Source organism: Delftia tsuruhatensis, assembly GCF_903815225.1.
GTDB lineage: Bacteria > Pseudomonadota > Gammaproteobacteria > Burkholderiales > Burkholderiaceae_C > Comamonas > Comamonas tsuruhatensis_A.
The window spans coordinates 5552892-5579522 of record NZ_LR813084.1; the positions used below are offsets into that span (position 1 = coordinate 5552892).

At 70.7% G+C, this 26631-nt stretch carries 22 protein-coding genes; 12 read left to right on the forward strand and 10 right to left on the reverse strand.

Annotation, left to right across the window (positions count from 1 at the left end):
• Positions 1 to 53: 53 nt before the first annotated feature.
• The gene (locus tag L1Z78_RS25265; RefSeq protein WP_234639076.1) at positions 54 to 509 is read left to right on the forward strand and encodes a thioesterase domain-containing protein; all 456 of its coding nucleotides are present in this window, start codon (positions 54 to 56) and stop codon (positions 507 to 509) included.
• 23 nt (positions 510 to 532) lie between these two features.
• Here L1Z78_RS25265 and L1Z78_RS25270 read toward each other — a convergent pair whose 3' ends face one another.
• Together L1Z78_RS25270 and L1Z78_RS25275 are read right to left on the reverse strand one after the other, a co-directional pair.
• Positions 533 to 2971 (reverse strand): adenosylcobalamin-dependent ribonucleoside-diphosphate reductase, encoded by a 2439-nt coding sequence (locus tag L1Z78_RS25270; RefSeq protein ID WP_234639077.1) that lies wholly within the window; start codon positions 2969 to 2971, stop codon positions 533 to 535.
• Positions 2972 to 3204: 233 nt separating this feature from the next.
• Positions 3205 to 4158, reverse strand: a complete 954-nt coding sequence (locus L1Z78_RS25275; protein WP_234639078.1) for a helix-turn-helix domain-containing protein — start codon at positions 4156 to 4158, stop codon at positions 3205 to 3207.
• A 129-nt stretch (positions 4159 to 4287) separates the two neighbouring features.
• Here L1Z78_RS25275 and L1Z78_RS25280 point away from each other — a divergent pair, with 129 nt between their 5' ends.
• From L1Z78_RS25280 to L1Z78_RS25290, 3 genes are read left to right on the forward strand one after another with little or no spacing between them, the layout of a single operon-like run.
• Positions 4288 to 6288 carry a TonB-dependent receptor gene (locus tag L1Z78_RS25280; protein WP_234639079.1) on the forward strand — a complete coding sequence of 667 codons (2001 nt, stop codon included), beginning with the start codon at positions 4288 to 4290 and terminating at the stop codon, positions 6286 to 6288.
• A 34-nt stretch (positions 6289 to 6322) separates the two neighbouring features.
• The gene (locus L1Z78_RS25285; protein ID WP_234639080.1) at positions 6323 to 7372 is read left to right on the forward strand and encodes a class I SAM-dependent methyltransferase; all 1050 of its coding nucleotides are present in this window, start codon (positions 6323 to 6325) and stop codon (positions 7370 to 7372) included.
• Positions 7369 to 8610, forward strand: coding sequence for an MFS transporter (locus tag L1Z78_RS25290; RefSeq protein ID WP_234639081.1), 1242 nt, complete (start codon positions 7369 to 7371; stop codon positions 8608 to 8610). Before L1Z78_RS25285 ends, L1Z78_RS25290 begins: the two co-directional genes overlap by 4 nt.
• A gap of 4 nt (positions 8611 to 8614) precedes the next feature.
• Here L1Z78_RS25290 and L1Z78_RS25295 read toward each other — a convergent pair whose 3' ends face one another.
• Positions 8615 to 8788, reverse strand: coding sequence for a hypothetical protein (locus L1Z78_RS25295; RefSeq protein WP_234639082.1), 174 nt, complete (start codon positions 8786 to 8788; stop codon positions 8615 to 8617).
• A gap of 148 nt (positions 8789 to 8936) precedes the next feature.
• On the opposite strand from L1Z78_RS25295, the gene L1Z78_RS25300 reads away from it, so the two are divergent.
• A complete protein-coding gene (locus L1Z78_RS25300; RefSeq protein ID WP_234639083.1) occupies positions 8937 to 9800 on the forward strand; it encodes a ChaN family lipoprotein in 864 nt (287 codons plus the stop codon).
• A 64-nt stretch (positions 9801 to 9864) separates the two neighbouring features.
• Here the strand turns inward: L1Z78_RS25300 and L1Z78_RS25305 are convergent, their stop codons facing one another.
• The gene (locus L1Z78_RS25305; RefSeq protein ID WP_234639084.1) at positions 9865 to 11820 is read right to left on the reverse strand and encodes a putative bifunctional diguanylate cyclase/phosphodiesterase; all 1956 of its coding nucleotides are present in this window, start codon (positions 11818 to 11820) and stop codon (positions 9865 to 9867) included.
• Positions 11821 to 11893: 73 nt separating this feature from the next.
• On the opposite strand from L1Z78_RS25305, the gene purU reads away from it, so the two are divergent.
• From purU to L1Z78_RS25320, 3 genes are all read left to right on the forward strand, one after another.
• On the forward strand, positions 11894 to 12742 hold the full coding sequence (purU, locus tag L1Z78_RS25310) for a formyltetrahydrofolate deformylase (RefSeq protein ID WP_234639085.1): 849 nt from the start codon (positions 11894 to 11896) through the stop codon (positions 12740 to 12742).
• 28 nt (positions 12743 to 12770) lie between these two features.
• Entirely contained in the window at positions 12771 to 13664 is an 894-nt protein-coding gene (locus L1Z78_RS25315) for a LysR substrate-binding domain-containing protein (protein WP_418921652.1), read from the forward strand.
• A 151-nt stretch (positions 13665 to 13815) separates the two neighbouring features.
• Entirely contained in the window at positions 13816 to 15327 is a 1512-nt protein-coding gene (locus L1Z78_RS25320) for an FAD-linked oxidase C-terminal domain-containing protein (protein ID WP_234642264.1), read from the forward strand.
• 6 nt (positions 15328 to 15333) lie between these two features.
• Here L1Z78_RS25320 and L1Z78_RS25325 read toward each other — a convergent pair whose 3' ends face one another.
• Entirely contained in the window at positions 15334 to 16353 is a 1020-nt protein-coding gene (locus tag L1Z78_RS25325; RefSeq protein ID WP_234639087.1) for a hypothetical protein, read from the reverse strand.
• A 120-nt stretch (positions 16354 to 16473) separates the two neighbouring features.
• Between L1Z78_RS25325 and L1Z78_RS25330 the strand changes: the two genes are divergently transcribed.
• Positions 16474 to 16896: an XRE family transcriptional regulator gene (locus tag L1Z78_RS25330; protein WP_234639088.1), complete on the forward strand. Its 423-nt coding sequence runs from the start codon at positions 16474 to 16476 to the stop codon at positions 16894 to 16896.
• Positions 16897 to 16948: 52 nt separating this feature from the next.
• Here the strand turns inward: L1Z78_RS25330 and L1Z78_RS25335 are convergent, their stop codons facing one another.
• The 5 genes from L1Z78_RS25335 to L1Z78_RS25355 all read right to left on the reverse strand — a co-directional run bounded on the left by L1Z78_RS25335 (position 16949) and on the right by L1Z78_RS25355 (position 23937).
• Complete coding sequence (locus tag L1Z78_RS25335; protein WP_234639089.1) at positions 16949 to 17299, reverse strand: DUF4148 domain-containing protein; 351 nt, start codon at positions 17297 to 17299, stop codon at positions 16949 to 16951.
• A 203-nt stretch (positions 17300 to 17502) separates the two neighbouring features.
• Entirely contained in the window at positions 17503 to 20703 is a 3201-nt protein-coding gene (locus tag L1Z78_RS25340; protein WP_234639090.1) for an efflux RND transporter permease subunit, read from the reverse strand.
• Between the two features lie 23 nt (positions 20704 to 20726).
• Positions 20727 to 22094 (reverse strand): efflux RND transporter periplasmic adaptor subunit, encoded by a 1368-nt coding sequence (locus L1Z78_RS25345; protein WP_234639091.1) that lies wholly within the window; start codon positions 22092 to 22094, stop codon positions 20727 to 20729.
• Positions 22091 to 23425 carry a TolC family protein gene (locus tag L1Z78_RS25350; protein ID WP_234639092.1) on the reverse strand — a complete coding sequence of 445 codons (1335 nt, stop codon included), beginning with the start codon at positions 23423 to 23425 and terminating at the stop codon, positions 22091 to 22093. The genes L1Z78_RS25345 and L1Z78_RS25350 overlap by 4 nt, the downstream gene beginning before the upstream one ends.
• A gap of 137 nt (positions 23426 to 23562) precedes the next feature.
• A complete protein-coding gene (locus L1Z78_RS25355) occupies positions 23563 to 23937 on the reverse strand; it encodes a hypothetical protein (protein ID WP_234639093.1) in 375 nt (124 codons plus the stop codon).
• A gap of 155 nt (positions 23938 to 24092) precedes the next feature.
• Between L1Z78_RS25355 and L1Z78_RS25360 the strand changes: the two genes are divergently transcribed.
• Genes L1Z78_RS25360 through L1Z78_RS25370 form a run of 3 tightly spaced genes read left to right on the forward strand, consistent with a single transcriptional unit; the run spans position 24093 to position 26628 of the window.
• Positions 24093 to 24779 (forward strand): heavy metal response regulator transcription factor, encoded by a 687-nt coding sequence (locus L1Z78_RS25360; RefSeq protein WP_234639094.1) that lies wholly within the window; start codon positions 24093 to 24095, stop codon positions 24777 to 24779.
• Positions 24776 to 26164, forward strand: a complete 1389-nt coding sequence (locus tag L1Z78_RS25365) for a heavy metal sensor histidine kinase (protein ID WP_234639095.1) — start codon at positions 24776 to 24778, stop codon at positions 26162 to 26164. The genes L1Z78_RS25360 and L1Z78_RS25365 overlap by 4 nt, the downstream gene beginning before the upstream one ends.
• A 35-nt stretch (positions 26165 to 26199) precedes the next feature.
• Complete coding sequence (locus L1Z78_RS25370; RefSeq protein WP_234639096.1) at positions 26200 to 26628, forward strand: hypothetical protein; 429 nt, start codon at positions 26200 to 26202, stop codon at positions 26626 to 26628.
• Positions 26629 to 26631 lie beyond the last annotated feature (3 nt).

The following is a 26631-nucleotide window of genomic DNA, read 5'->3' on the forward strand; positions in this document are numbered from 1 at the left end:
CGGCCGCTGCGGGAGTGCCGGCACTTGCGCGCAGCCCAGCCCAAGGACCTTGCATGAACCAGGACAGCGAGTATCTCGAATCCGTACTTCACCAGGACATCCCCCTGACCCGCAGCATGGGTCTCAGGGTGCTCCACTGGCGTGACGGCCAACTGTGTCTGCAGCTGCCGCTGCAGGCCAATGTCAACCACAAGCACACCATGTTCGGTGGCAGCCTGTACTGCGGCGCCGTGCTCGCGGGCTGGGGCTGGCTGCACCTGCGGCTGCGCGAGCAAGGCATTGCCGACGGGCACATCGTTATCCATGAATCCCAGATCAGCTATCCCCTGCCCGTGACGGGCGACGCCCTGGCCCTGTGCGATGCGCCCCCGCAGGCGCAGTGGGACCGTTTCCTGGCGACCTATGCGCGCCATGGCCGCGCCAGGCTGGTCCTGCAGGCGCGCGTGGTGAACGCAGGCGCGCAGGCGGACGCCGTCCGCTTCACGGGTCAGTACGTGCTGCACCGCTGACAGGCGCCCCGCGCGCACGCCCCTCATCCACAGCTCCCCAGGTTCCCGCAGGCCGTGCAGTACTCGCAGCCGTCCTTGCGGATCACGGCATGGGCGCCGCATTCCTCGCATTTGCGGCCGGCCATGACCATGGGGTCGGTGGCCAGAGCTTCGGGCTCGGGCAGCGGCGATGGCGCGGGCGGTGCGCCGCTGCCGCGCCGGGCCAGGATGTTCTGCACCGCATAGGCGATGGCGGCCACCTCGGAGTCGTGCCACATGGGCACGCGCGTGCCGTCGTCCCGCTGGTGGGTGCCCAGGCGCACGGGGCCCCGGTCCCAGGCCACCTTGCGCATGTCGCTCAGAGCGCGCTCCAGGAAGCCGCCGCGCGCGGCCAGTGACAGCAGGCGCATGCTGGAGGTCACCCATTGCTGGGATTCGCCGCTCTGGCCCACGGGCATGAAAAATTCGATGGCGCGGTCCACCTTGCGGCCATCGGGCAGGACCACGGGCAGGAAGGAGACGACCAGGTACAGGCGCTTGGGGCCTTGCTGGGTCCAGTACTCGATCTTCTCGGCCACGGCGTCCAGCGCGCCCTGCGGGCGGCTTTCGATCACGCTGCGCAGCGGGTCGGGCGCGGTGCCCGGCACTGCCGCAGGCGCGGCCTGCTGCTCGGCAGGCGCGGGCGCATGGGTTTCGAGCACCGCGCCCAGGATGGTGTTGGGCCGGTAGGTGGCCAGGCCCTTGAGGCCGGCCTTCCAGGCCTGGCGGTACAGGTCCTTGAAGTCCTCGTAGGGATAGTCGGCCGCCACGTTGACGGTCTTGGAGATCGCCGTGTCCACGAAGGGCTGCACGGCCTGCATCATGGCGATGTGGCCGGCCGCAGGCATCTGCAGCGCGCTGACGAAATAGTCGGGCAGTTGCTGCACGTCGCCGCCCAGCGAGCGGTACAGGCGCCAGGCATGGTCTTCGACCGCGTACTCGGCGCTGCCGCCATCGGCCGTGCGTTTCTTGCGCTTGTAGGTCCAGGAGAACGGCGGCTCTATGCCGTTGGAGGCGTTGTCGGCAAAGGCCAGGCTGACCGTGCCCGTGGGCGCGATGGACAGCAGGTGACTGTTGCGTATGCCGTGCTGGCGTATGCGCTGGCGCAGCGCTTCGGGCAGGCGGCTGGCGAAGCTGCCTTCGGCCAGGTAGCCATCGGCGTCGAATTGGGGGAAGGCCCCCTTCTCGCGCGCCAGCTCCACCGAGGCGCCATAGGCCGCATCGCGCATGCGCTCGGCAATGCGCGCGGCCATGGCCCGGCCCTCGGGCGCGTCGTAGCGCAGGCGCAGCATGGCCAGCGCATTGCCCATGCCCGTGAAGCCCACGCCGATGCGCCGCTTGGCCTCGCTTTCCTCGCGCTGCTGCGGCAGCGGCCACCAGGTCAGCTCCAGCACGTTGTCCAGTGCACGCACCTGCACGGCCACGGCGCGCTCGAAGGCCTCGAAGTCAAACGCAGGCTCGCCCGCGAAACCGAACGGATGGCGCACGAAGCGCGTGAGGATGACGGGGCCGAGGTCGCAGCAGCCGTAGGGCGGAAGCGGCTGTTCGCCGCAAGGATTCGTCGCCGCGATCTCCTCGCAGTAGCGCAGGTTGTTGTCCTCGTTGATGTGGTCCAGGAAGAGGATGCCGGGCTCGGCGAAGTCGTAGGCCGAGCGCATGATGGTGTCCCACAGCGTGCGCGCCTGCACGGTCTGGTAGACCCACTGGCCGTCTTCGCGCTGGTGGGCACCCTGCTCCAGCAGGGCGGCGCCGGGGCGGGCGCGGTGCACCAGGTGCCAGGGCTGGTCTTCGGCCACGGCCTGCATGAAGGCGTCGCTGACGCCGACCGAGACGTTGAAGTTGTTCCAGCGGCCCGGCGTGCGCTTGGCGGTGATGAATTCGAGCACGTCGGGATGGTCGATGCGCAGTACGCCCATCTGGGCGCCGCGCCGCGCACCCGCGCTTTCCACGGTGGCGCAGGACTGGTCGAAGACGTTGATGTAGCTGCACGGGCCCGAGGCCAGCGAGGCGGTGGCCCGCACCTCGGCGCCCCGGGGGCGGATGCGCGAGAAGTCGTAGCCCACGCCGCCGCCACGGCGCATGGTTTCGGCGGCCTCGCGCAGGGCCTCGTAGATGCCGGGGTAGCCGCCGTCGTCCACGCCCTGGATGCAGTCGCCCACGGGCTGCACGAAGCAGTTGATCAGCGTGGCCTGCAGGTCGGTGCCGGCCGCGCTCATGATGCGCCCGGCGCCGATGGCGCCGGCCTGCAGGTTGGCCAGGAACAGGGCCTCGCATTCGGCGCGCCGCGCCTCGGGTTCGACCGAGGCCAGGGCGCGGGCCACGCGGGCGTAGAGCTGGCCCACGCCGGTCTCGCCGTCCTTGAGGTATTTCTCGCGCAGCACATCGAGGCTGATGGGCTGCAGATCCGCCGCGTCCTGTGCGCGGCCCAGGTTGTCGCGATGCATTGGCATGGCTCCCGTGTTGACTGGCCTGCCGCTGTCCCTGGCACGGGCTCGGGACTCGGGCGACAGACAGCTGTCCATCATGCGCCAACCGGGCGGAATTGGGGGCGGCGGCCCTGCACGGAGCTTGCGGCAACGCAAGCCGCCCGCCTGCCAGCAAGGCGCGGACGGGCTTCAGGCACCCCGGCACCATGACCCTTGCGCGGACCCTGGAATGGCGCACTTGGCGAAAAGGATCAGGAGCGGCGCCCGAACACCGACTTGGGGCTGCGTCCGTAAAACCGCGCAAACGCCGCGCTGAAGTTGGACGGATGCGCATAGCCCACCTGCCAGCCGGCCTGGGCCACCTGGCAGCCGGTCTCCAGCAGCGCCCAGGCGCGGCGCATGCGCAGCTCCAGCAGCAGGGCCTGGGGCGTGCTGCCGAAGACGGCGCGAAAGCCCTGCTTGAGGCGGTGCTCGTTCAGGCCCACGGCGGCACTCAGGTAGGCCAGGGTCAGGTCGCGGTCCATGTGCGAGGTCAGCAGTTCGCGCGCCCGCTCCAGCCGGGCCAGGTCGTCGGCGGACCAGCGCGGCGGCGCCTCGGGCCGCTGTGGCGCGGGCGCCAGGTGGCGCAGCTCCAGCGCGGCCAGGCCCAGCATGGCGATGTGGCGGTCCAGCGCATCGGTGGGCTGGGCGCTGGCGGGCTGCATTAGCCGGCGCACCAGGGCCAGGCTGCCGGGCAGCGAGGCACGGCGGTCCAGCTGGCGCACGCCGTCCACCTGCGTGATGCGCTGCGACAGCTCGGCTCCCAGATAGCGGTCCAGCGCCGCGCCCGACAGCAGCAGGCGCAGCTGGCGCACCGGCTGGCCGGCCGCGTAGTGGCGTTCGCCCTGGCTGCCGCGAAAGGCCGCCAGCGTGGTCTGCCCCGCGCCGAAGCGCAGCGTGGCGCCGCTGCGCGCCACAAACCCTGAATCCCCCGCCAGCCCCAGCGTGATGACCAGGGTGCGGCCCTGGTCCGAGCGGTCGGCATGGACGCTTTCCTCCACCAGGTCGCGCAGCGGGCAGTAGTGCGAGCGCGCCAGCACGATGCCGTCGCCCAGCGTGAAGCGCTCGCAGTGGCAGTCGCCCAGCTCGGCCGGCAGGGCGTGGCGCGTCCAGCCCGGCGCGCAGGGCTGTGGCAGGGCCGAGGTGGACGGGGTGCGGGAAGGCATGGCGGGCGGGTGTGGATGCGCTGCGCATACGAAATGCTCCGGCGCGCATAGGTTTTCAAATGATAGCGATTCTCATCTTCCCTAGCATCGGATGCCAACGAGATGCCCTTTGGAGAGGACGAGAACACCATGACCTTCCCCCTTCGCTGGCCCGCCGCGCTGGTGCTGGCCCTGCCCCCTTGCGTGGCCGCCGCCCAGGATCAGGCGCCCGACGCCCCCCTGCCCGAGATCACGGTCACCGTGAACAAGCAGGCCGAGAACCTGGACGCCGTGCCCGCCAGCGTCTCCGCCTTCGATGGCGCCGCGCTGGAATCGGCGGGCGTGCGCGGGCTGGATGCGCTGTCGGCCCAGGTGCCGGGCTTCAGCTTCCAGGCCTTCGGCCAGTCGGGCGTGCAGCCGCCCGTGATGCGCGGGCTGACGGCCAACTTCGTGTCGTTCTCATCGTCCACGCTGCTGCTGGTCGATGGCGTGCCCACGCTGATGGCCCAGGGCTTCGAGCACAGCCTGCAGGGCGTGGACCGCGTGGAGGTGCTGCGCGGCCCGCAATCGACGCTGTACGGCCGCAATGCCGAAGCGGGCGTGGTCAGCATCACCACGCGCCAGCCCGGCGACACGCCCCATGCATCGATCAGCGCCGAGGCCGGCAACCACGGCCAGCGCGCAGGCAGCTTCGAGCTGGGCCGCGCCCTGGTGCCGGGCCAGCTCTCCATCGGCCTGTCGGGCGAATGGCGCGCGCAGGACGGCTTCATCCGCCACCAGGGCACGGGCGAGCGCGTGGACGACCGCGAGCGCCAAAGCGGCCGCCTGGCCCTGCGCTGGACGCCCACGGCCGATACCGAGGCCACGCTGCGCCATGCCCTGCAGCGCTGGGACGATGGCGCCGCGCAATGGGGCAGCATCAGCGCGCCGCGCGCCACGGTGAACTCGGGCACGGCGGGCTGGAACCGCTCGCGCGGGCAGACGCTGTCGCTCGATGTGTCGCACCGCTTCGCCTCGGGGCTGAAGCTGCGCTCCATCACGGCACGCAATGTGTTCGACGACCGCGTGCTGCAGGACACGGACTTCCAGCCCGCCGACCTGCTGCACGTGGGCCGCGACTACCGCCTGGCCACGACCTCGCAGGAACTGCGCCTGGAGGGCCAATCGCAGGCCCTGGGCGGTGCCCGCTGGCTGGCGGGCCTGTACCTGGACCGCGACGACCATGACCTGCGCTATGAGCAAAAGCTGCCCGCTGCGCTGATGCAGCCCACGGCGGGCCTGAAAGGCAGCACGGCGGCACTGTTCACGCACTGGACGATTCCCCTGGCCGAGCGCTGGACGCTGGCGGCCGGCGCGCGCATCGAGCGCAACCGCGTGGAACTCGCGCCCGTGGGCGCGGCGGCGCGCAGCGACGACTGGTCGCGCTTCAGCCCCAAGCTGTCGCTGCAATACCAGTGGTCGCCCCAGGCCCAGGTCTACACCAGCCTCGGCGAGGGCTACCGCGCGGGCGGCTTCAACGTGTTCTCGCCCGCCATGGGCTATGCGGCCTACGAGCCCGAGACCGTGCGCGCCTGGGAAGTCGGCGCCAAGGGCCGACTGCCGGGCCAGCGGCTGCGCTATGCGGCCTCGCTCTACACGCAGCAGGTGCGCGACATGCAGGTGCAGCAGATGGGCCTGCCGGGCGTGGTCTACATCACCAATGCGGCGCGGGCGCGCTCCACGGGGCTGGATCTGGAGCTGGACTATGTGTTCGGCGGCGGCTGGCAGCTCAAGACCGCGCTGGGCCTGAACCGCACGCGCTTCGGCACGTTCCGCGACGGCAATGCCGTCTACGACGGCCGGCGCAACCCCTTCGCACCCGACGCCAACCTGCATGTGGCCCTGCGCTACGACGCGCCCCGCGGCTGGTGGGCCCAGGCCGCCGTGCAGGGCACGGGCAAGGTCTATCTGGATGCCGCCAACAGCTACCGCCGCCCCGGCTACGGGCTGGTGCACCTGTCGGCCGGCTATGCCAGCGGCCCCTGGGAAATCGCCGCCTACCTGCGCAACGCGGCCGACCGCCGCTACGACGCCGTGGGCTACCTCAACGGCCAGGTCGTGGTCTACAGCCCGCCGCGCGAGTTCGGCGTGCGCCTGACCTGGCGCATGTGACGACAGCATGCAACGACACGATGAAGGATCTTCCATGACGACCCATCCCCCCGCCTCTCCCGCCACCGGCCACGCCCTGCAGCCGCTGTGGAACCTGGCCGCCGCCCAGGTCCAGTCCGAGGCCCTGGTGCTGGCCCTGGAATCCGGCGCACTGGACCGACTGGCCACGCCGCACACGGCCGCCGAGCTGGCCCGCGTCCAGGGCTGGCACACGGCCAATACCGCCCACTGGCTGGAGCTGCTGTGGGCCATGGGCCTGCTGCGGCGCGGCCAGCACCAGCCCGTGAGCTATCTGCTCGCCACCGACGCGCTGCGCTACCTGCACAGCGCATCGCCCGAGTCCTGCGGCGCGGCCTGGCTGTTCCGCCTGCGCTCGCTGCGCCATTCGGCCTCGCTGCTGCGCGGCCTGGTGGAGCATGGCCCGCAAGGCGACGGCGCGCCCATGGCCACCGGCAATGCCGAAGGCTGGGCCGCCGCCGCGCGCGCCCAGATCGGCCAGGAGCAGCGCGCCGTCAGCGTGCCCGCTGCATTGCGACTGCTGCAACAGGTGCCCGAAGCCGCCAGCGCGCGCCACATGCTGGACCTGGGCGGCGGCCCCGGATGGATCGCCCTGGCCCTGCTGCGCCAGCATCCCGCGCTGCGGGCCAGCGTCTTCGACTGGCCCGAGGCCGTGGCCGTGGCTGCGGACAACGCCCGCCAGTCCGGCCTGGCCGAGCGCTTCACCGCGCTGGGCGGCGACCTGGCGCAGGACGGCATAGGCCGCGGCTACGACCTGGTCTGGTGCTCGTCCGTGCTGCACTTCGTGCCCGATGCGGCGGCGGTGATCGCCAAGGTCTTCGACGCGCTGGCACCCGGCGGCGTCTTCGTCTGCGCCCATGCCGAGGTGGACGACACGCCCGAGGCCGCGCTGCGCACCCTGCCCTGCTACCTGCCCATGCGCCTGCTGGGCCGCCGCGTGACGCGGCGCGGCGAGATCGAGGCGCTGCTGGCCCGGGCCGGCTTCGGGCGCATCGAACGCAGCGAGTCGCGGGACTTCCCGCTGGCGCCGCTGGCGGTGCTGGTGGCACGCAAGGCCGCGCCATGAAGGCCGCCAGCCCGCGTCCTGCCTGGCTGCTGCAGGCCCTGTTCGGCTGGCTGCACCTGGCGCTGACGGCGCCCAGCGTTTACCTGTGGCTGGGCCTGCCGCTGGTGCTGCGCCAGCATGGCTGGTCGGGCACGGCCATCGGCCTGTTCCAGCTCGCGGGCCTGCCCGCGCTGGTCAAGTTCGCGCTGGCCGCGCCCGTGGAGGCACGCGGCGCCTCGGGCGGCCCGCGCTACCGCGCCTGGGCTCTGGTCCTGTGCCTGGGCTATGCGGGCGTGCTGCTGGCCCTGGGCTGGCAGGAACTGCTGGCCGAGCGCGCCTGGCTGTTCGGCCTGGCCTGCGCCGCCGCGCTGGCCGCGACCTGGGCCGACATTCCCGTCAGCGCACTGGCCATCCGCCTGCTGCCGCCCGAGGAACGCATGCGCGCCGGTGGCGTGCGCGCGGCGGCGCTGTCGCTGGGCGCCATCGTGGGCGGGGGCGCCATGCTGCTGGTGCAGGCGCGCTGGGGCTGGCGTGCGCCCTTTGCGTGCCTGGCCGGCGCGCTGGGGCTGGGCGCCTTGCTGCTGGCCTGCATCGTCGGCGGCGAGCCGAACGACGTGCCGGCCGATGCACAGGCACCGGCGCGCGAAGGCCTGGCCGCCATGGTGCGCGGCTATGGCGCCCAGCCCGGCGCCCGGCGCTGGACCCTGGTGCTGGTCAGCTACTTCCCCTTCATCGGCGCGGCCTGGTTCTACCTGAAGCCGCTGATGCTGGACCACGGCTTCGCGCCCGCCCAGGCCGCCCTGCTGGCCGGCATGGGCGGCGGCGTGGTGGCGGCGCTGGCAGCGGCGGCCTCGCCCGCGCTGACGCGGCGCCTGGGCACGGCGCGCGCCCTGCCGCTGTATGCGGCGCTCAACGTCGCGGCCCTGGCCCTGCTGGCCGCCGTGGTCGCGGCGGGCGGCCCCGCGCCCGGCATGGTCGCTGCCGCGCTGTGCGTGGCGGCGACCATGGGCGCCTCCTCGGCCTGCGTGTTCGGGCTGATGATGCAGTTCGCCCGCCCGCGCCGGCAGGCCTTCGACTACGGCCTGCAGGCCAGCCTGTTCGCGGGCAGCCGCATGCTGGTGCCGCTGGCGGCCGGCGTAGCGCTGGACGCCGCGGGTGCGGCGGCCATGCTGGCCGGGCTGGCAGTGGCGGCGGGGCTGGCGTGGCTGTGGGCGTTGCGTTGTGCGGGAGATGGGTGGGCCGCGCAGGACGCACGCTGAGCGGTCAGACGGCCGCCGCCAGCGCGCGCAGCTGGGCCAGCAGCGCAGGCGGCAGTTCCAGCCCCTGCGCCTGCGCGGCCAGGGCACGGTCGTGGCGCGCCAGCCCCGGCACGCGCGTGCCGCCATCGGCCAGCATGTCGGCAATCAATCGGCTCTTGATGTCCCGGTACAGCGCCAAGATGCGCCCCCTCTCACATGCGTTTGAACCGCGCCATCCTGCCACAGCGGCGCAGCGCGGCGCAGCATGCGTGCACCCGGCACGGCTGCCCCCAACGCCCGCATGGCCTATGCCGCCGCAGCGCGCAGGCAGTGTTTAGCATGGCGGGATGCAAGAGCCACGACCCACTCCCTCTTCGCGCCTGTCCGGCCTGGCTGCGGCGGCCCTGCTGGCGGCCGCCCTGGCCGGCTGCACCCTCCCGCCCACCACGGCGCGCAACTGGAGCCAGCAGTTGCAGGAGTGGGCCGGCGCACCTATCGTGCTGCTGGGCGAGCAGCACGACGCCGAGGCCCACCAGGCCTGGCAGCGGGCCACGGTGGAGCAGCTGGCCGGCCAGGAGCGGCTGGCCGCGCTGGTGATCGAGATGGCGCCGCGCACGGGATCGACCGCCAACCTGGGGCGCGACGCCGCCGAGGACGTGGTGCAGCAGGCCCTGCACTGGCAGGATGCCGACTGGCCCTGGCCCCGCTACCGGGCCGTGGTGATGGCGGCCGTGCGCGCGGGCGTGCCCGTGCTCGGCGGCAACCTGCCGCGCCGGCGCATGCACGAGGCCATGCGCGACGAGCGCCTGGACCACCATCTGCCCCCCGACGGCTGGCAGCGCCAGCTCGACGCCATCCGCGAAGGCCACTGCGACCTGCTGCCCACCTCCCAGCTGGCGCCCATGGCGCGCATCCAGCTGGCCCGCGATGCCAGCATGGCCGAGGCAGCCCGGGAGGCGGTCCGTCCGGGCAAGACCGTGCTGCTGGTGGCCGGCAGGGGCCATGTGCTGCGCGGCGTGGGCATTCCAACCTGGCTGCCCGAGGGCACGGGGGCCAAGGTGGCCGTGGCACAGGCGGGGGAGCAGTCGCTGGCGCATGCGGCGGATGCGGACTGGCTGCAGACGACGGATGCATTGCCAGCCAGGGACCACTGCGTGGAGTTGCGGGAGAAGTTCAGGAATCCGCCAGCGCCCCGGGCGGATGCCGGCTGAGCTGGCCGGGTCCGTTGCCCCTTGACCCTGCCGGTCCAAAGACAGCCATCGGGAACGGCAAGGCTCAGCAGCCCACGGGCCACATCCCCTCATTGCCCTGCACCCACTCCCCGAACGCCTGCGCCGCCATCGGCTTGCTGCACAGATAGCCCTGGAAGAAATCGCAGCCCTTGCCGCGCAGAAAGGCCAGCTGCTCCGCCGTCTCCACCCCCTCGGCCAGCACCTTCAGCCCCATGGCATGCCCCAGCGCGATCACCGAGCCGCTGATGGCCATGTCGTCCGCGCTGTGCGGGATGTCGCGGATGAAGCCCTGGTCGATCTTGAGCAGGTCCAGCGGAAAGCGCTTGAGGTGGGCCAGCGAGGAGTAGCCCGTGCCGAAGTCATCGATGGCCAGCCGCAGTCCCTGGGCACGCAGGCGCCGCATGACGGCCAGGGCCTCCTCGGGGCGCTCGGCCAGCGCGCTTTCGGTGATCTCCAGCTCAAGGCAGTGCGGCGCGAAGCCCGTGGTCGCCAGCGCCTCGGCGGTGGCGCCCGCGATGTCGGTCAGCAGGAACTGGTGCAGCGAGACGTTGACGGCAATGGTCATCTCGGGCAGGCCCTGCTCGCGCCATCGCTGGCCCTGGGCACAGGCTTCGCGCAAGACCCACAGGCCCAGCGGCCCGATCACGCCCGAGCTTTCGGCCACGGGAATGAAGCGCGCCGGAGAGATCAGGCCTTCTTCGGGATCCAGCCAGCGCACCAGGGCCTCCGCGCCCACGAGGCGGCCCGTGGCCAGGTCGATCTGGGGCTGGAAGTGCAGGCGCAGGTGGCCCAGCTCGATGGCCTGGCGCAGGCGGGCCTCCATGGCCAGGCGCTCGCGCGCTGCCAGGGTCATGTCTTCCTCGAAGAAGCACCAGGCGCGGCCGCTGCGCGACTTGGCGCCATAGACGGCCGCATGCGCGCCCTGGAGCAGGTCCTGCGCATTGCCGGCATGGGACGGGTACATGCAGATGCCCACGCTGACGCCGGCCGTCACGGACAGGCCGTCGGGCGAGCTCCAGGGCTGGCCGGCCGCCGCGATCAGCTGGCGCGCGCGGGCAATGGCGTCGCCGCGCTCGCTCATGCCCTTGAACAGCACGGCCAGCTCATCGCCGGCCATCCGCCCTATCTGGTCCTGCGGCCCCAGGGAGTCGTGCACACGGGCCGCGATGTGGCGCAGCACCTGGTCGCCTATGGCATGGCCATAGCTGTCGTTGACGTCCTTGAAGCGGTCGATGTTCAGCAGCATCACGGCCAGCGCGCCCTGGGTGGCTGCGGCCTCGGCCACGGCCTCTTCCAGCATGGTGGTGAAGCGCACGCGGTTGGGCAGGCCGGTGAGCATGTCCCGGTGGGCCAGGAATTCGAGCTGGGCCTCGCGTGCCTTCTCGGCCGAGATGTCGGTGAACATGCACACGTAGTGCGTGACCCGCCCCTGTGCATCCCTGACGGCGCTCAGCGACATGCGCTCGGGGAAGATTTCACCATTCTTGCGCCGGTTCCAGATCTCGCCCTGCCAGTGGCCCGTGGCGCGCATGCTGTCCCACATGGCTTCGTAGAAGGCCTGGTCGTGGCGGCCGGACTTGAACATGCGCGGGGTCTGGCCCAGCATTTCCTGCTCGGTATAGCCCAGCAGCCGCGTGAAGGCGCCGTTGACCGACAGGATGCGGCTGCGCGCGTCGGTGACCACCACGCCTTCCATGGTGTTGTCCACCACGGCGGTGGCCAGGCGCTGGCGCTCGTCGGCCTCGCGGCCGGCCTGCAGTGCGGCGCGGGCAGCCCGTTCGCCGCAGCGCAGGCGCCACAGCATCCAGCCGCCGCCCAGGGCCGTGACCAGCACCAGGGCCACCGAGGACAGCATGCGCCGCTGCCCCGCCGGTCCGGGCGGTATCTGCAGGTGCGCCAGCAGCCATTCCACGCCCCAGAGCCACAACAGACCGGCGCAGACATACAGGGTCATGGCGCCCCAGAGCGGTATTCGGGGCTGCTCTCCCTGATCTTGCATGGTGTTCCTCAGAACGTTCGTAGAACGTGTGACTTGCGCAGGGTCGTGTGCATGCTGCGACAATTGCGCCGCTATGACCCAAGCCTATATTCTTACCCTTTCGTGCCCCGACCGGCTCGGTCTGGTACATGCCGTCTCGGGCTTTCTGCTCGAACAGGGCGGCAACATCGAAGAGGCCGCGCAGTATAACGACCCGGCCACCGGACTGTTCTTCATGCGCGTGCAGTTCGCCTGCAACGGCTGCGATCCCGCCGCCCTGAAGGCGGCCCTGGCCGAGCTGGCCGGCCAGTACCAGATGAAGTGGCGCCTGCACGCCAAGGACGAGGCCATGCGTACCGTCCTCATGGTCAGCAAGGAAGGCCACTGCCTCAACGACCTGCTGTTCCGCTGGAAAAGCGGCCTGCTGCCGGTGGACATCCGCGCCATCATCAGCAACCACCGCGAGTTCTACCAGCTGGCCGCCAGCTACAACATCCCCTTCCACCACATCCCGGTCACGGCCGCGACCAAGGCCCAGGCCGAGGCCAAGCAGTTCGAGATCATCGAGGCCGAAGGCGCCGAGCTGGTGGTGCTGGCCCGCTACATGCAGGTGCTGTCCAACGACCTGTGCACCAAGCTGGCCGGCCGTGCGATCAACATCCACCACAGCTTCCTGCCCAGTTTCAAGGGAGCCAAGCCCTACTACCAGGCCCATGACCGCGGCGTGAAGCTGATCGGCGCCACCGCCCACTACGTGACGGCCGACCTGGACGAAGGCCCGATCATCGAGCAGGACGTGGCCCGCGCCGACCACACCGACACCGTCGAGGACCTGACGGCCCGCGGCCGCGACACCGAGAGCCAGGTGCTGGCCCGCGCCGTCAAGTGGCACAGCGAGCACCGCGTCATCCTCAACGGCCACAAGACCGTGGTCTTCCGCTGACGCCAGCCCCCTGCCGTCCATGGCCAGCATGAACCCGTGGGCCGGCAGCGGCGCGCGCCGCATCCCGCCCATACAGTGCCTGCTCACTTTCGAGGCGCTGGCGCGGCTGCGCAGCGTGACGCAGACGGCCGAGGAGCTGTGCGTCACGCCCAGCGCCGTCAGCCACCGCGTGCGCCAGCTCGAGCAGATCCTGGGCACGCGGCTGTTCGGCCGCTCGGACTTCTCGCTGACCACCGAGGGCAGCGCCTACCTGGCCCATGTGCGCGAAGGCCTGGGCGCGCTGCAGCGCTTTCCGGGCGAGGTGACGGCGCCCGGCCGGCGGCGGCTCAAGCTCGCGGTCACGCCCACCTTCGCGCGCGTGATCCTGATTCCCCGGCTGCGCCAGTTCACGGAGACCTACCCGGAGATCGACATCGCGCTGCAGGTCTCCATCCCGCTGCTGGACGTGATCGCCGAGGATGCCGACCTGATGGTGCGCTTCGGCCCCGGACACTATGCCGACGTGGAGCACATCGAGCTGGCGCGCGACATGGTCACGCCACTGGCCTCGCCGGCCTTCATCCGCGAGCACGGCCCGTTCGAGCAGCCCGAGGACCTGGAAGGCATGCCGCTGCTGCGCAGCCCGCTGGAGCCCTGGCGCACCTGGTTCGGCGCCACCGGGCTGGACTGGCCCGAGCCGCACGAGGGCTCGCAGTTCAACGACATCGGCCTGATGTGCGACGCGGCCTCGGCCGGCATGGGCATCGCCCTGGTGCGCCACAAGCTGGGCGCGCCCTGGCTGGACAACGGCACCCTGGTGCGCCTGTTCGACGTGGACACGGCCAGCCCACATGCGCACTACCTGTGCTGGAGGACCGGCACCATGGACCGCTGGGAGTGCGCCGCCTTCGCGGAATGGTTGAAGAGGGCGATGGCCTGCTGAGGCGCCCATAACTGATTTCGCGGATTTCACGGATTTCACGCGCCGTTGCAATAAACATCAGCGCAGTCCCGCTGCACAAAGACGGCGGCATCGCCTAAAGTCAGGCTCCATGACTTCCGCCAGCTCCCCAGCCAGCCCCGCTCCCGGCGCCATGGCCTCGGCCGCCGCCGATGCGGCCCACCAGCAGCCCACAGTCTCCGAGCGCGCACGGCGCCAGGCCGAGGTCGTGGCCGCGCTGGCCCGCCATGTGCCCGCGCATGCCCTGCTGTGGCATGCCGAGGACACCACGCCCTATGAGTGCGACGGCCTCACGGCCTACCGCCAGCGCCCGCTGGTGGTCTGCCTGCCCGAGACCGAGGCCCAGGTCCAGGCCGTGCTGCGTGCCTGCCACGCCATCCGGGTGCCCGTGATCGCGCGCGGCGCGGGCACCGGGCTGTCGGGCGGTGCACTGCCCCATCCCATGGGCGTGACGCTGTCGCTGGCCAAGTTCAACAAGATCCTCCAGGTCGACGCGGCCAGCCGCACGGCCGTGGTGCAGTGCGGCGTGCGCAACCTGGCCATCAGCGAGGCCGCCGCGCCCTTCGGCCTGTACTACGCGCCCGATCCCAGCAGCCAGATCGCCTGCACCATCGGCGGCAACGTGGCCGAGAACTCGGGCGGCGTGCACTGCCTCAAGTACGGGCTGACCGTGCACAACGTGCTCAAGGTGCGCGGCTTCACCGTGGAGGGCGAGCCGGTGGAGTTCGGCTCCACGGCGCTGGACACGCCGGGCTTCGACCTGCTGGCCATCCTGGTCGGCAGCGAAGGCATGCTGGCCGTGACCACCGAAGTCACCGTGCGGCTGATCCCCAAGCCCCAACTGGCGCGCTGCATCATGGCCAGCTTCGACGACGTGCGCAAGGCCGGCGACGCCGTGGCCGCCGTGATCGCGGCCGGCATCATCCCGGCCGGGCTGGAGATGATAGACAAGCCCATGACGGCCGCTGTCGAGGACTTCGTCAGGGCCGGCTACGACCTCACGGCCGAGGCCATCCTGCTGTGCGAGAGCGACGGCACGCCCGAGGAAGTCGAGGAAGAGATCGCCCACATGAGCGAAGTGCTGCGCAGCGCGGGCGCCACGGCCATCACGGTGAGCGAAAGCGAGGCCGAGCGGCTGCGCTTCTGGAGCGGGCGCAAGAATGCCTTTCCCGCCAGCGGGCGCATCAGCCCCGACTACATGTGCATGGACTCCACCATCCCGCGCAAGCGCCTGGCCGACATCCTGCTGGCCATCCAGGAGATGGAGAAGAAATACGGCCTGCGCTGCGCCAACGTCTTCCACGCGGGCGACGGCAACCTGCACCCGCTGATCCTGTTCGATGCCAACGACCCCGACGAACTGCACCGCTGCGAGCTGTTCGGCGCCGACATCCTGGAGACCAGCGTGGCCATGGGCGGCACGGTGACGGGCGAGCATGGCGTGGGCGTGGAAAAGCTCAACTCCATGTGCACCCAGTTCACCACGGCCGAGAACGACCAGATGTTCGCTCTCAAGGCGGCCTTCGACCCGCAGGCCCTGCTCAACCCCGGCAAGGTGATTCCCACGCTCAACCGCTGCGCCGAGTACGGGAAGATGCTGGTGCGCGGCGGGCAGATCGCCCATCCGGACCTGCCCAGGTATTAGGGCGTTTCAAGGCCTGCTGCAACGCATCCACAATCCATCGATCACGCGGGCCAGCGTACTGCCCTGCCGGGGCACGGACAGGTCCTCGGCCAGGTCTTCGGCCAGGGTCTCCAGCGCGACGGCCTGGGTCAGCGTGCGCATGCCGCACTCCATGGCCACGGCCGTGTCCAGATAGGTGACGCGCGGGCCGCTCACATTCCAGCGCATGCGCTCGCGCACGCGGCCGACCAGGCTCATCTGCCGGCGCATGGTCTCCATCTGCCCTGCAAGGGCCTGGCGTATGCGCTCGCCGGCCTCGGGCCTGTCCTCCTCCTGCCGGCGCATGGCCGCCTCCTGCTGCTCCAGCGTGCGGTCCAGGGCCTGCAAGGCGGCCTCGCGCCCCAGGCGGGCCTCGTCATGGCGCGGCAGCTCCGCGCGCAGCCGGGCCAGCACCTGCTCCCGCTCGCGCCCATAGATGGCCACGGCGGCGCGGCCCGTGCGTGCGCAGGCTTCGGCGGACAGCACCAGCCGCTGCGGGGAGGCCTCGGCACTGAGTTGCTGCGGACGGAAGCTGCGGCAGTCCCGCATCTCCTCCAGCAGGCGCATGTCCTCCAGGTGCCGACGCATGCGCTCATCCTCCTTGCGGGCTTCGAGCGCGTGGCGGGCCAGCATCTCCTGGCGCTGGCGCTGCAGGCCCAGCAGTTCGCGCCAGCCTCCGCGCAGCCGGGCCTCGAACCGCGCCTGCTCGCCCTGGGCACCGCGCTGCAACAGTTCGCCCTCCTGGCGCAGTCTGGCCTGCAGGTAGCCATGCACACCGTCGCGCTCGCAGGCGTACTCGACGATGCGGCCACCGCCCCCATCGCCCACGCTGCGCCAAGTGCTGCGTGCGCAGGCCTTCCGCTCCCCCAGCACCCGGCCTATCGAGGTGCCTGAGGCGGCGCCCCAGGGAGCCGCCTTGACGGCCAGGACCCCGCCATCGTCACCGCCGCAACCGCCCAGCAGCAGGACCAGGCCCGCCGCCGACGGCCACATTCGTTGCCAACGCATGTGTCCTCCTCCGCATGTGATTTCCAGGTTCGGCCCTGGATGTTAACTATCAATCAAGCTGTCAACGTGATTTGTTTCAATAGTCACTGCGCTCCCGGACTTATCCCATAGCGTTCCCGCATGCAGGATGCAAAGCAGCGGTTTGCGCAGAAATTACGTGATTCCATGGAGGCCCGGGGCTATGAGGCCAAACCCTCCGTGCTGGAGCGCGAATTCAATACCCGTTTCTGGGGCAAGCCCATGTCCCTGCACGGTGTGCGCCTGTGGCTGCTGGGCAGGACCATGCCCGACAACAAGAAACTGGCAGCGCTGGCCGACTGGCTGCAGGTGCCGCTGGAAGAATTCATCCGCGCGCCGCAGCCCGTACGCGAGGTGCGCGAGCCCAAGGGCAGCTGGTCCGCAGGACTGGGCTACGAGGACAACGAACTGTTCAAGATCTATCTGCGCCTGCCCGTGCCCAAGCGCCGGCTGGCGCGCGACGTGATCCTGGCCATCGCCCGCGCCCACGAGGCCGAGGAAGCGGAACGCGCCGCAGGCTCTTGAGCATGCGGCGCGTCAGCGGCTTCGTCGACGGGCACCAGCGGCCCCGCCCGTATCAGCCCCCCATGGAGCGCTGGCGTGCATCGCGCTGTGCCGGCGTTTCCTGGAGCAGCTCGTTGATCACTTCCTGGCGCGTCTTGCCGGAGCCCGCCTGCTGTGCCTGGGCAGGATAGACACCCTGGTTGAAGCGCGAGCTGCCGCCCTCACGGACTGCCGCCGCGGCTTCTGCCATGACCTGGGCGCGCGTCTTGCTGCTCTGGAAATGCGAGGGGTGGATGGTGGCGCCCGCCTCGTTGTTGGCCGGGTGCACATAGCCTGCGGCCATCGCGGCGCCAGGCAGCGCCAGGGCTGCGGCGGCGGCCAGGCCAGCGATCAGGGAAGCGGAGGGGAAGCGGCGTTGCGTCATGGTCGGGTTCCTTTCAGGGCGTTGGTTATTCGTTCTCCCCACGCCCCGCAGGGCAGGGCGCCGGGGAGAGGACTCCAATGTAGAAACCGGCCCCCCACGGCAGCCGCACAGGGTGGTGACATTGCTGTCATATTTCCGACACACAACTTCGCAAAAAAAAGGCCACGGCAGCCTGCCGTGGCCTGTCAAGGGCGGATCCGCCGTCAAACGGCGGGTACACCGCCCTGGGGCAGAGCCCCTCCCGAAACCGGCCCGTCGCCGTCACCGCCGCCCTGGGCTTCCGAAGGATCCTTGCGGTGCACCAGCCAGTACAGCAGCGGCAGCACCAGCAGCGTCAGGATGGTGGACGACAGGATGCCGCCGATCACCACCGTGGCCAGCGGCCGCTGCACCTCGGCGCCCGTGCCCGTGGCGATGGCCATGGGCACGAAGCCCAGCGAGGCGACCAGGGCCGTCATCAGCACGGGGCGCAGCCGCGTGAGCGCGCCTTCGGTGACGGCATCGAACACGCTGCGGCCTTCCTCGCGCAGCGAGCGGATGTAGGAGATCATCACCAGCCCGTTGAGCACGGCCACGCCCGACAGCGCGATGAAGCCCACGGCCGCCGAGATGGACAGCGGGATGTCGCGCAGCCACAGCGCCAGGATGCCGCCCGTGAGCGCGAAGGGAATGCCCGTGAACACGACCAGCCCGTCGCGCACGTTGCCGAACATGGCGAACAGCAGCACGAAGACCAGCATCAGCGCCACGGGCACGACGATCTGCAGGCGCCGGGTCGCGGACTCCAGGTTCTCGAAGGTGCCGCCCCAGCGCGTCCAGTAGCCGGGCGGCAGCGTGAGGCTCTCCAGGCTCTGCTGGGCATCGCCGACGAAGGAGCCGATGTCGCGCCCGCGCACGTTGGCGCTGACCACGATGCGGCGCTTGCCGTCCTCGCGGCTGACCTGGTTGGGGCCGGGCGCGATCTCGAAGCGGGCCACGGCCGACAGCGGCACGAAGCCGATGCGCCCGTCGGCACCGCGCGGCAGGGCGATCGGCAGGCGGCCCAGGGCCTCCACGTCGTTGCGCACCATGTCGGGCAGGCGCACCTGGATGTCGAAGCGCTTGTCGCCCTCGAACACCGTGCCGGCCTCGGTACCGCCCATGGCCGTGCTGATGGCGTCCTGCACGTCGCCCATGTTCAGGCCATGGCGCGAGGCCTTCTCGCGGTCGATGTGCACGGTGAGCATGGGCAGGCCCGAGGTCTGCTCGATCTTGACCTCGGAGGCGCCCGCGATCTGCTGCAGCATGCCGGCCACGGTCTGCGCGTTCTTCTCCAGCACGGCCATGTCGTCGCCGAAGATCTTGATGGCCACGTCGCTGCGCACGCCCGAGATCAGCTCGTTGAAGCGCAGCTGTATGGGCTGGGAGAACTCGTAGTTGTTGCCCGGCACACGGTCCACCGCAGCCTGCACGGCGGCCAGCAGTTCCTCGCGCGGGCGCGCCGGGTCCGGCCACTGGCTGCGGGGCTTGAGCATGATGTAGCCGTCCGAGATGTTGGGCGGCATGGGGTCGGAGGCGATCTCGGCCGTGCCGGTGCGCGCGAACACGCGGTCGATCTCTGGGAACTCCTTCTTCAGCGTCTTCTCGATCTGGATCTGCATCTCTATCGATTGCGTGAGGCTGGTGCCAGGGATGCGCAGCGCCTGGATGGCGAAGTCGCCCTCGTTGAGGTTGGGCGCGAACTCGCTGCCCAGCCGCGTGGCCAGCAGCAGGGACAGCGCCACGGCCACGCCGGCGGCCGTGAGCACCACGGCCGGCGCGGCCATGACGCGCGACAGCACGGGCGCATAGGCGCGGCGCGCCCAGCCCATGAGGCGGTTCTCCTTCTCGCCCACCTTCTTGCCGATGAACAGCGCGATGGCGGCGGGAATGAAGGTGATGGACAGCAGCATGGCGCCGGCCAACGCGATGACCACCGTGAGCGCCATCGGGTGGAACATCTTGCCCTCCACGCCGGTGAGCGCAAAGATGGGCAGGTAGACCACCATGATGATGAGCTGGCCGAACAGCAGCGGGCGGCGTGCCTCCCTGGCCGCGGCGAACACCTCGTGGAAGCGTTCGCTGCGCGTCAGCAGCCTGCCGCGCGCCTCCTGCGCGTGGGCCAGGCGGCGCACGCAGTTCTCCACGATGACCACGGCACCGTCGATGATGATGCCGAAGTCCAGCGCCCCCAGGCTCATGAGGTTGGCGCTGACCTTGTACTGCACCATGCCCGTGAAGGTGAACAGCATGGACAGCGGGATGATCAGCGCCGTGATCAGCGCCGCGCGCAGGTTGCCCAGGAACAGGAAGAGGATGACCACGACCAGGGCCGCGCCCTCGACCAGGTTCTTCTTGACCGTGGCGATGGCCTTGTCCACGAGGTTGGTGCGGTCGTAGACGGTGATGGCCTTGACGCCGTGCGGCAGGCCGCGGTTGATCTCGGCCATGCGCTGGTCCACGGCGCGCGAGACGGTGCGGCTGTTCTCGCCGATCAGCATGAACACCGTGCCCAGCACCACCTCGCGGCCGTTGTCGGTGGCCGCGCCCGTGCGCAGCTCGCGGCCCAGGCCGACTTCGGCCAGGTCGCGGATGCGGATGGGCAGGCCCTGGGCCGAGCCCACGATGACCTCGCGGATGTCCTCGATGCCGCGCACCTGGCCCGGCGCGCGGATCAGGTACTGCTCGCCCTGGCGCTCGATGTAGCCCGCACCCACGTTGGTGTTGTTGCGCTGCAGCGCCGTGACGATGTCGGCCAGCGTGAAGCCGTAGGCCGACAGCTTCTCGGGCGCGGGCGCCACCAGGTACTCCTTGGCATAGCCGCCGATGGAGTTGATCTCGGTGACGCCGGGCACGTTGCGCAGCTGCGGCTTGATCACCCAGTCCTGGATCTCGCGCAGGTCCATGGGCGTGTAGGGCGTGCCGTCGGGTTTTCTGGCGCCCTCCTCGGCCTCCACGGTCCACAGGTAGATCTCGCCCAGGCCCGTGGAGATGGGGCCCAGCGTGGGCGTGATGCCCGCAGGCAGGCTGTCGCGCGCCTGCTGTATGCGCTCGCCCACGAGCTGGCGCGCGAAGTAGATGTCCGTGCCGTCCTTGAACACCACGGTGACCTGGGACAGGCCGTAGCGCGACAGAGAGCGCGTCTGCTCCAGGTTCGGCAGGCCGGCCATCACCGTCTCGATGGGATAGGTGATGCGCTGCTCGGTCTCCAGCGGCGAATAGCCGCTGGCCTGGGTATTGATCTGCACCTGGACATTGGTGATGTCGGGCACGGCGTCGATGGGCAGGCGCTGGTAGTTGTAGATGCCCAGGCCCGCCATGCCCAGCACGGCCAGCAGCACCAGCCAGCGCTGCTCTATGGCGAATCGGATGATGCGTTCAAACATGGAGTGCTCCGTTCATGAACGCATCAATGCGCGTGTTCGGCCGTGGCCTTGCCCTGCTCGGCCTTGAGCACGAAGCTGCCCTCGGCCACGTAGGACTGGCCGGGCTTGAGGCCTTCCAGCACTTCCGTGTTCTTGGCATCGGTGCGGCCGATGCGCACGGGCTGGGCGCGGAAACCGCCCTGCACGGGCACGAAGACCACGGTCTGCTGGCCTTCCAGGCGCTGGATGGCCGCACTGGCCACGGCCAGCGGCACCTGCTGCGAGGAGGCCGTCAGCTCCACGTTCACGAACAGGCCCGGGCGCCAGACGCCATCGGGGTTGGGCAGGGTGATGCGGGCCGGCGCCGTGCGCGTGTCCTGGCCGATCAGCGAGCCCACGTAGGCCACCTCGCCCGTGGCCGCGGAGTCGAAGGCCGTGGCACGCACCGTGGCCTTCTCGCCCACGCGCACGGCGGGCAGGTCGGAGGCGGCCACGCGCATCTCGGCCCAGACCGAGCGCAGGTCGGAGATGGTGAAGACCTGGGTGGAGTCCTGCACGGCCTCGCCCACGGACAAATGCTTTTCCACGACCACCCCATCGAAGGGTGCGCGCAGCTCGAAGCGGTTGAGCCCGCCCGCACCCCCCGCTCCCGCGCCGGTGGCGGCCAGCTTCTGCTGCGCGTTGGAGACGGCGATCTCGGCCTCGCGCAGCGCCTGCTGGGCCTGCAGGTAGTCCTGCTCGGCCGAGACCTTTTCCTCCCACAGCTGCTTTTCACGCGCATGCGTGGTGCGCGCCAGCGCCAGGCGCTTTTGCGCGGCCGCCAGCTCGCTGCGCTGCTCGGACACCGTGGCGCTGCTGAGCACGGCCAGCAACTGGCCTTTCTTCACGACCTGGCCCAGGTTGGCGGGCACGCTCTCGGCCACGCCGATCACGCGCGGCACCACGTGGGCCGTGCGGTCTTCGTTGAAGCGGATCTCGCCGGGCAGTTGCAGCACGGAGCGCACCGTGGCCGGGCCCGCCTCGGCCAGCGACACGCCGGCCGTGCGGGTGCGCTGGGCATCCATGGCGATCAGGCCCTCGTCGTCGTCATGCCCGGCCTCGGCACCGGCCTTGGGGGCCGGCTTGTCCTTGGACTCCTCATGGTGCTCGTCGTCCGCATGGCCTTCGTCGTGCTTGTGTTCTGCTGCACCGGAGGCGGCCTTGCCGCCCGCAGCGCTGCCGTGGTGTTCTTCATCGGCATGGCTTGCAGCCTCGCTGTGCCCGTGGCCATGGCCGTCGGACTTGGCGGCCCCCGTATCAGGGCCGCTGCGCAGGATCAGCACGGCGGCCAGTGCGCCCAGCGCGAGGATGGCGGCAATCGCCACCAGGGTACGGCGCGGTGTCATGGCAGGGGTGGAAGGTGTGGGGTTCATGGTGCGGCACGGTCGGGTTCGGATTGGGGTGTCAGGCCGGGTTCCTCGCCCAGCAGGCGGGCGATGTCGGCGGCGGCGCGGTGGGTGGCCAGCAACTGGTCCAGGTACTGGACGCGGGCCTCGGACCAGGTGCGCTGTGCGTCCAGCACGTCGATATAGGCGAACTTGCCCAGCGCGAAGCCGCGCGAGGCCAGTTCATAGGCCGAACGCGCGGCAGGCAGCACCTCGCCCGACAGCTGGCCGGCCTGCAGGCGGCTGGTCTGCAGCTGCTCGCGGGCCTCGAACAGTTGCGTCTGCAGCTGGATGCGTGTGGCCTGCAACTGGTCCTCGGCCTGGTCGGCCAGGCGCAGCGCCTGCAGCTGGTTGCCCCGGTTGCTGTCGAGCACGGGCAGGGGCACGGAGATGCCGACCACGAGCTGGTTGCGGCCCACCTCGGTGGCGCGCTTGACGCCCAGGCTCAGCGTGGGATCGGGAATGCGGCGGGCGCTTTCCAGGTCCGCGGCAGCGCGGCGCTGCTCCAGGGTCTGGCGCGCGCCCAACAGGACCGGTGCCTGCTCCATGCGCTTCTGCAGGGACGCCAGCGAAGGCACGCCGGGCAGGTCGTCAACGGCCCCATCGGCCTCGCCGTAGGGCCGCACGGCATCGCCCCACAGCGCCTGCATCTGGCTGCGCGCCACGCGCAGGGCCGACTGGGCACGGCCCAGCTCCAGCTGGGCACCGGACTCGGCCACGCGCGCCCGCGTCTCCTCCAGCGGCGGGATCTTGCCGGCCGCCACGCGCTTGGCGGCGGACTCGCGCACGTTGCGGGCGATCTCCAGCGTCTGGCCCGACAGCTGCACGCGCTGCTGCGCGGCCAGAACGCCATAGAAGGCCGCGCGTACGTCGGCGCGCAGCGCGGCCTCGGCACCGGCCAGATCGGCCAGTGCGACATCGCGCCCGCGCTCGGCCACGCGCATGCGGGCCGCGCGCTTGCCGCCGATCTCCACCGTCTGGTTCCACTGCATGGTCACCGTGCGCGTGGAACGCCGCGTGTCCTCCTGCAGGAAGGACAGCTCCGGATTGGGCCGGGTCCGGCTCTGCAGCACCGAGCCTTCGCTGGCGGCCAGCGCCTGGCGCGCGGCGCGCAGGTCGGGATTGTTCTCCAGCGCCAGGGCCGTGGCCTGTTCGAGGGTCAGCACCGGCAAGGCCACGGCAGCCGATGCGGTGCTGGCCCTGTCGCCAGCGGGCTCGGCGGCGGCCACCGCGCCCGCTGCCAGGCACGCCGCCACGGCCACCGCGCTCCAGCAGCCCTGGCGGATTGTCCTCATCGGAAAGGACGGGAATGAAAGCATAAGGAAACTCCTGGCCCGGACCGGATGGCCCGGGCATGCGGCGAGGCCGCAGCTCTGTGAGGGATGCGCAAGCGAGATCGGGGCGACCCGCGCGGATGCGGGCCGAAAGCCCTGGCGGCTCGCGCCAGCGGCCGGCGTCAGCCCTGCCAGCGAGGACGGTCGGGCCGCAATTCCGCCACGGAGTCGTAGCGTGGAGGAGGTTCGGAGAAGTCGGCCGGCGGCGACGGCACGGCGGCAGGTGCCAGCCGCTCCAGCGACGGGGCCGCCACCCAGGCGTGGCAGCAGCCGCAATCCGAGGCCGGCCAGGAGGCCGTGCCGTCGTCCAGGGTCTTTGCCTGGGCGCCGGCCTGGCCCGCATCCTTCACGTGCAGGCTGGCCACATGGCCATGGTGGCCGAAGTGCGTGTTCTCATGCCCGTCATGGCGGCACAGACCTGCCGCCGCCGCCCAGGTCCACTGGAACAGCAAGGCGATCACGAGGATGGCGAGTGCAGTGAAACGGTGCCGGGTCATGGCGCAGGCGGGCTGGACGGACGGAGGGTGGGACTCGATGGAGATTGCATTGTGGACCCTGGCGACTCTAGAAACAGCGCAGCGACCCCCTCCTGACCGAAAAATGACAAATTTGTCATCTCCACAAATGGAGGCATTCACCGACAATGCCCTGCATGAAACTGCTGGTCGTCGAAGACGAAATCAAGCTGGCCGACTACCTCCGCAAGGGCCTGACCGAGGAGGGGTTCGTGGTCGATGTCGCGCACGACGGCATCGATGGCCTGCACCTGGCCACCGAGCTGTCCTATGACCTCATCGTGCTCGACGGCATGCTGCCGGGCATCGATGGCCTGGCCGTCCTGGCCGCGCTGCGCCAGTCCAAGCAGACGCCGGTGCTGATGCTGACCGCGCGCGGCCAGGTCGAGGACCGCGTCAAGGGCCTGCAAGGCGGTGCCGACGACTATCTGGTCAAGCCCTTCGCATTTTCCGAACTGGTGGCCCGCATCCATGTGCTGCTGCGCCGCAGCGGACCCAGCCAGGTGGCTCCCGAGACCACCATGCTGCGCATGGCCGACCTGGAGCTGGACCTGATACGGCGCCGCGCCACGCGCGCCGGCCAGCGGCTGGACCTCACGGCCAAGGAGTTCAACCTGCTGAGCCTGCTGCTGCGCCGCCAGGGCGAGGTGCTGTCGCGCACCGAGCTGGCCTCCCAGGTCTGGGACATGAACTTCGACAGCGAGACCAACGTGGTCGAGGTGGCCGTGCGGCGCCTGCGCCTGAAGCTGGACCAGCCCTTCGAGCAGCCGCTGCTGCACACGGTGCGCGGCATGGGCTATGTGCTGGAGTCGCGCGCGCCGTGAGCCAGGACAGCGACGCTCCCGCCGTGGACATTCCCCACCTGGGACGACGCCTTTCGCGCTGGCTGGCGCTGCAGACCATGCTGGGGCTGGGCCTGGTCTGCATGGCCGTCTACGTCGTGGCGGCCATGACGTTCGACCAGCACCAGCACGAGACACTGGACATCAAGCAGCAGGCCGTGCTGCATCTGATGACCGAAAGCCGCAACGTCCACGAGCCGACCGGCATGGCCCACATGCTCGACGACTTCCTCACCGGCCTGGACGAGCTGTCGCTGCGCATCACCGATTTCCGGGGGCAGGTGATCTACGAACGCAAGCGCCTGGCCCCTGCGGGACGCACCATGCAGCGCGGTTTCGAGGTGGTGCTCGCGGACACCGGGCAGACCGCCTTCGCCACGCTCACGCTGGACCGCAGCGGCGACGACAGGCGCCTGTCCCTGCTGGCCTGGACGCTGGCGCTGGCGGCCGTGGGCGGCTCGCTGGCCGTGTCGCTGTCGGGCATCTGGCTGGTGCGGCTGGGCCTGGCACCGCTGCGCGAGCTGACCGAGCAGACGCGCCAGCTCTCGGCCCAGGACCTGCAGCGGCGCCTGGACCCCAGCGGCCAGCCGCAGGAGCTGCGGCCGCTGGTCGCCCAGTTCAACACGCTGCTCGACCAGTTGTCGGCCGCCTACCGGCAGATGGAGGCCTTCAACGCCGATGTCGCCCATGAGCTGAACACGCCGCTGACCACGCTGATCAGCAGCTGCGAACTGGCCCTGCGCAAGCCGCGCAGCGAGGCCGAGCTGCGCGAGGTGCTGGCCTCCAACCTGGAGGACCTGCGGCGCGTGGCGGGCATCGTGGCCGACATGCTGTTCCTCTCGCATGCCGACCGTGGCCAGGGCGCGCGACTGGCGCCCGTGTCCAGCCTGGCCGCGCTGGCCCATGAGGTCATCGAGTTCCACGAGGCCGCGCTGCACGAGGCCGACCTGCAGGTCAGCGTCGAGGGAGATGCCGCCGCCGAGGTCGACGTCAGGCTGCTGCGCCGGGCCCTGTCCAACCTGATGGGCAATGCCACGCGGTATGCCGCGCGCGGCTCCACCATCACCGTGCAGATCGGCGCGCGCCCCTGCATACGCCATTCTGGGGCCGGCGATGTGGCCCTGGCCGTGCTCAACCAGGGGCCGGCCATCGACCCTGCGCACCTGCCGCGCCTGTTCGACCGCTTCTACCGCGCCGACGCCGCGCGCAGCCAGGCCGACCGCAACCATGGGCTGGGCCTGGCCATCGTCGCGGCCATCGCGCGCATGCATGGCGGGCGCTGCTTTGCCGAGTCCGAAGGCGGCTTCACGCGCATCGGCCTGGAGCTGCCGGACAGCCCGGGCCCGCCGCGCGATTCCCCGGCCTGAACACAGGCACCGGGGCGGCGGCACAATGGCGCCCCATGACGCAAGACGCCCCCTCCTCCTACGAAACGCTGCTGGCCGAAGGCAATGCCCTGGTGGCCCAGGCGCAGCGGGCCGCCACCCAGGACTTTGCCCAGGCCCGGGCGCTGTGGCAGCAGGCCGGCAAGCAGTTCTACCTGGCCCACAAGGCCGACCCCGACCAAGCCGAGGGCGCGTTTCGCCTGGCCCAGGCCTGGATGGCCGAAGCCCATGCGCTGCAAAAGGAAGACTCGCCAGACGCCGTGGTGATGTGGCGCAACGCCGCCGCGCAATGCGAGCTGGCGTTCGACCTGGAACCCGAAAACGGCCGCCTGGCCATGACGGCGGCCAGCTGCCACATGTTCGGCGGCCAGCATGACGCGGCCAAGGCCTGGCAGCAGATCGGCCAGCACCTGCTGCCGCAGGCGCCCGAGGACGGAGCGGCCTGAACC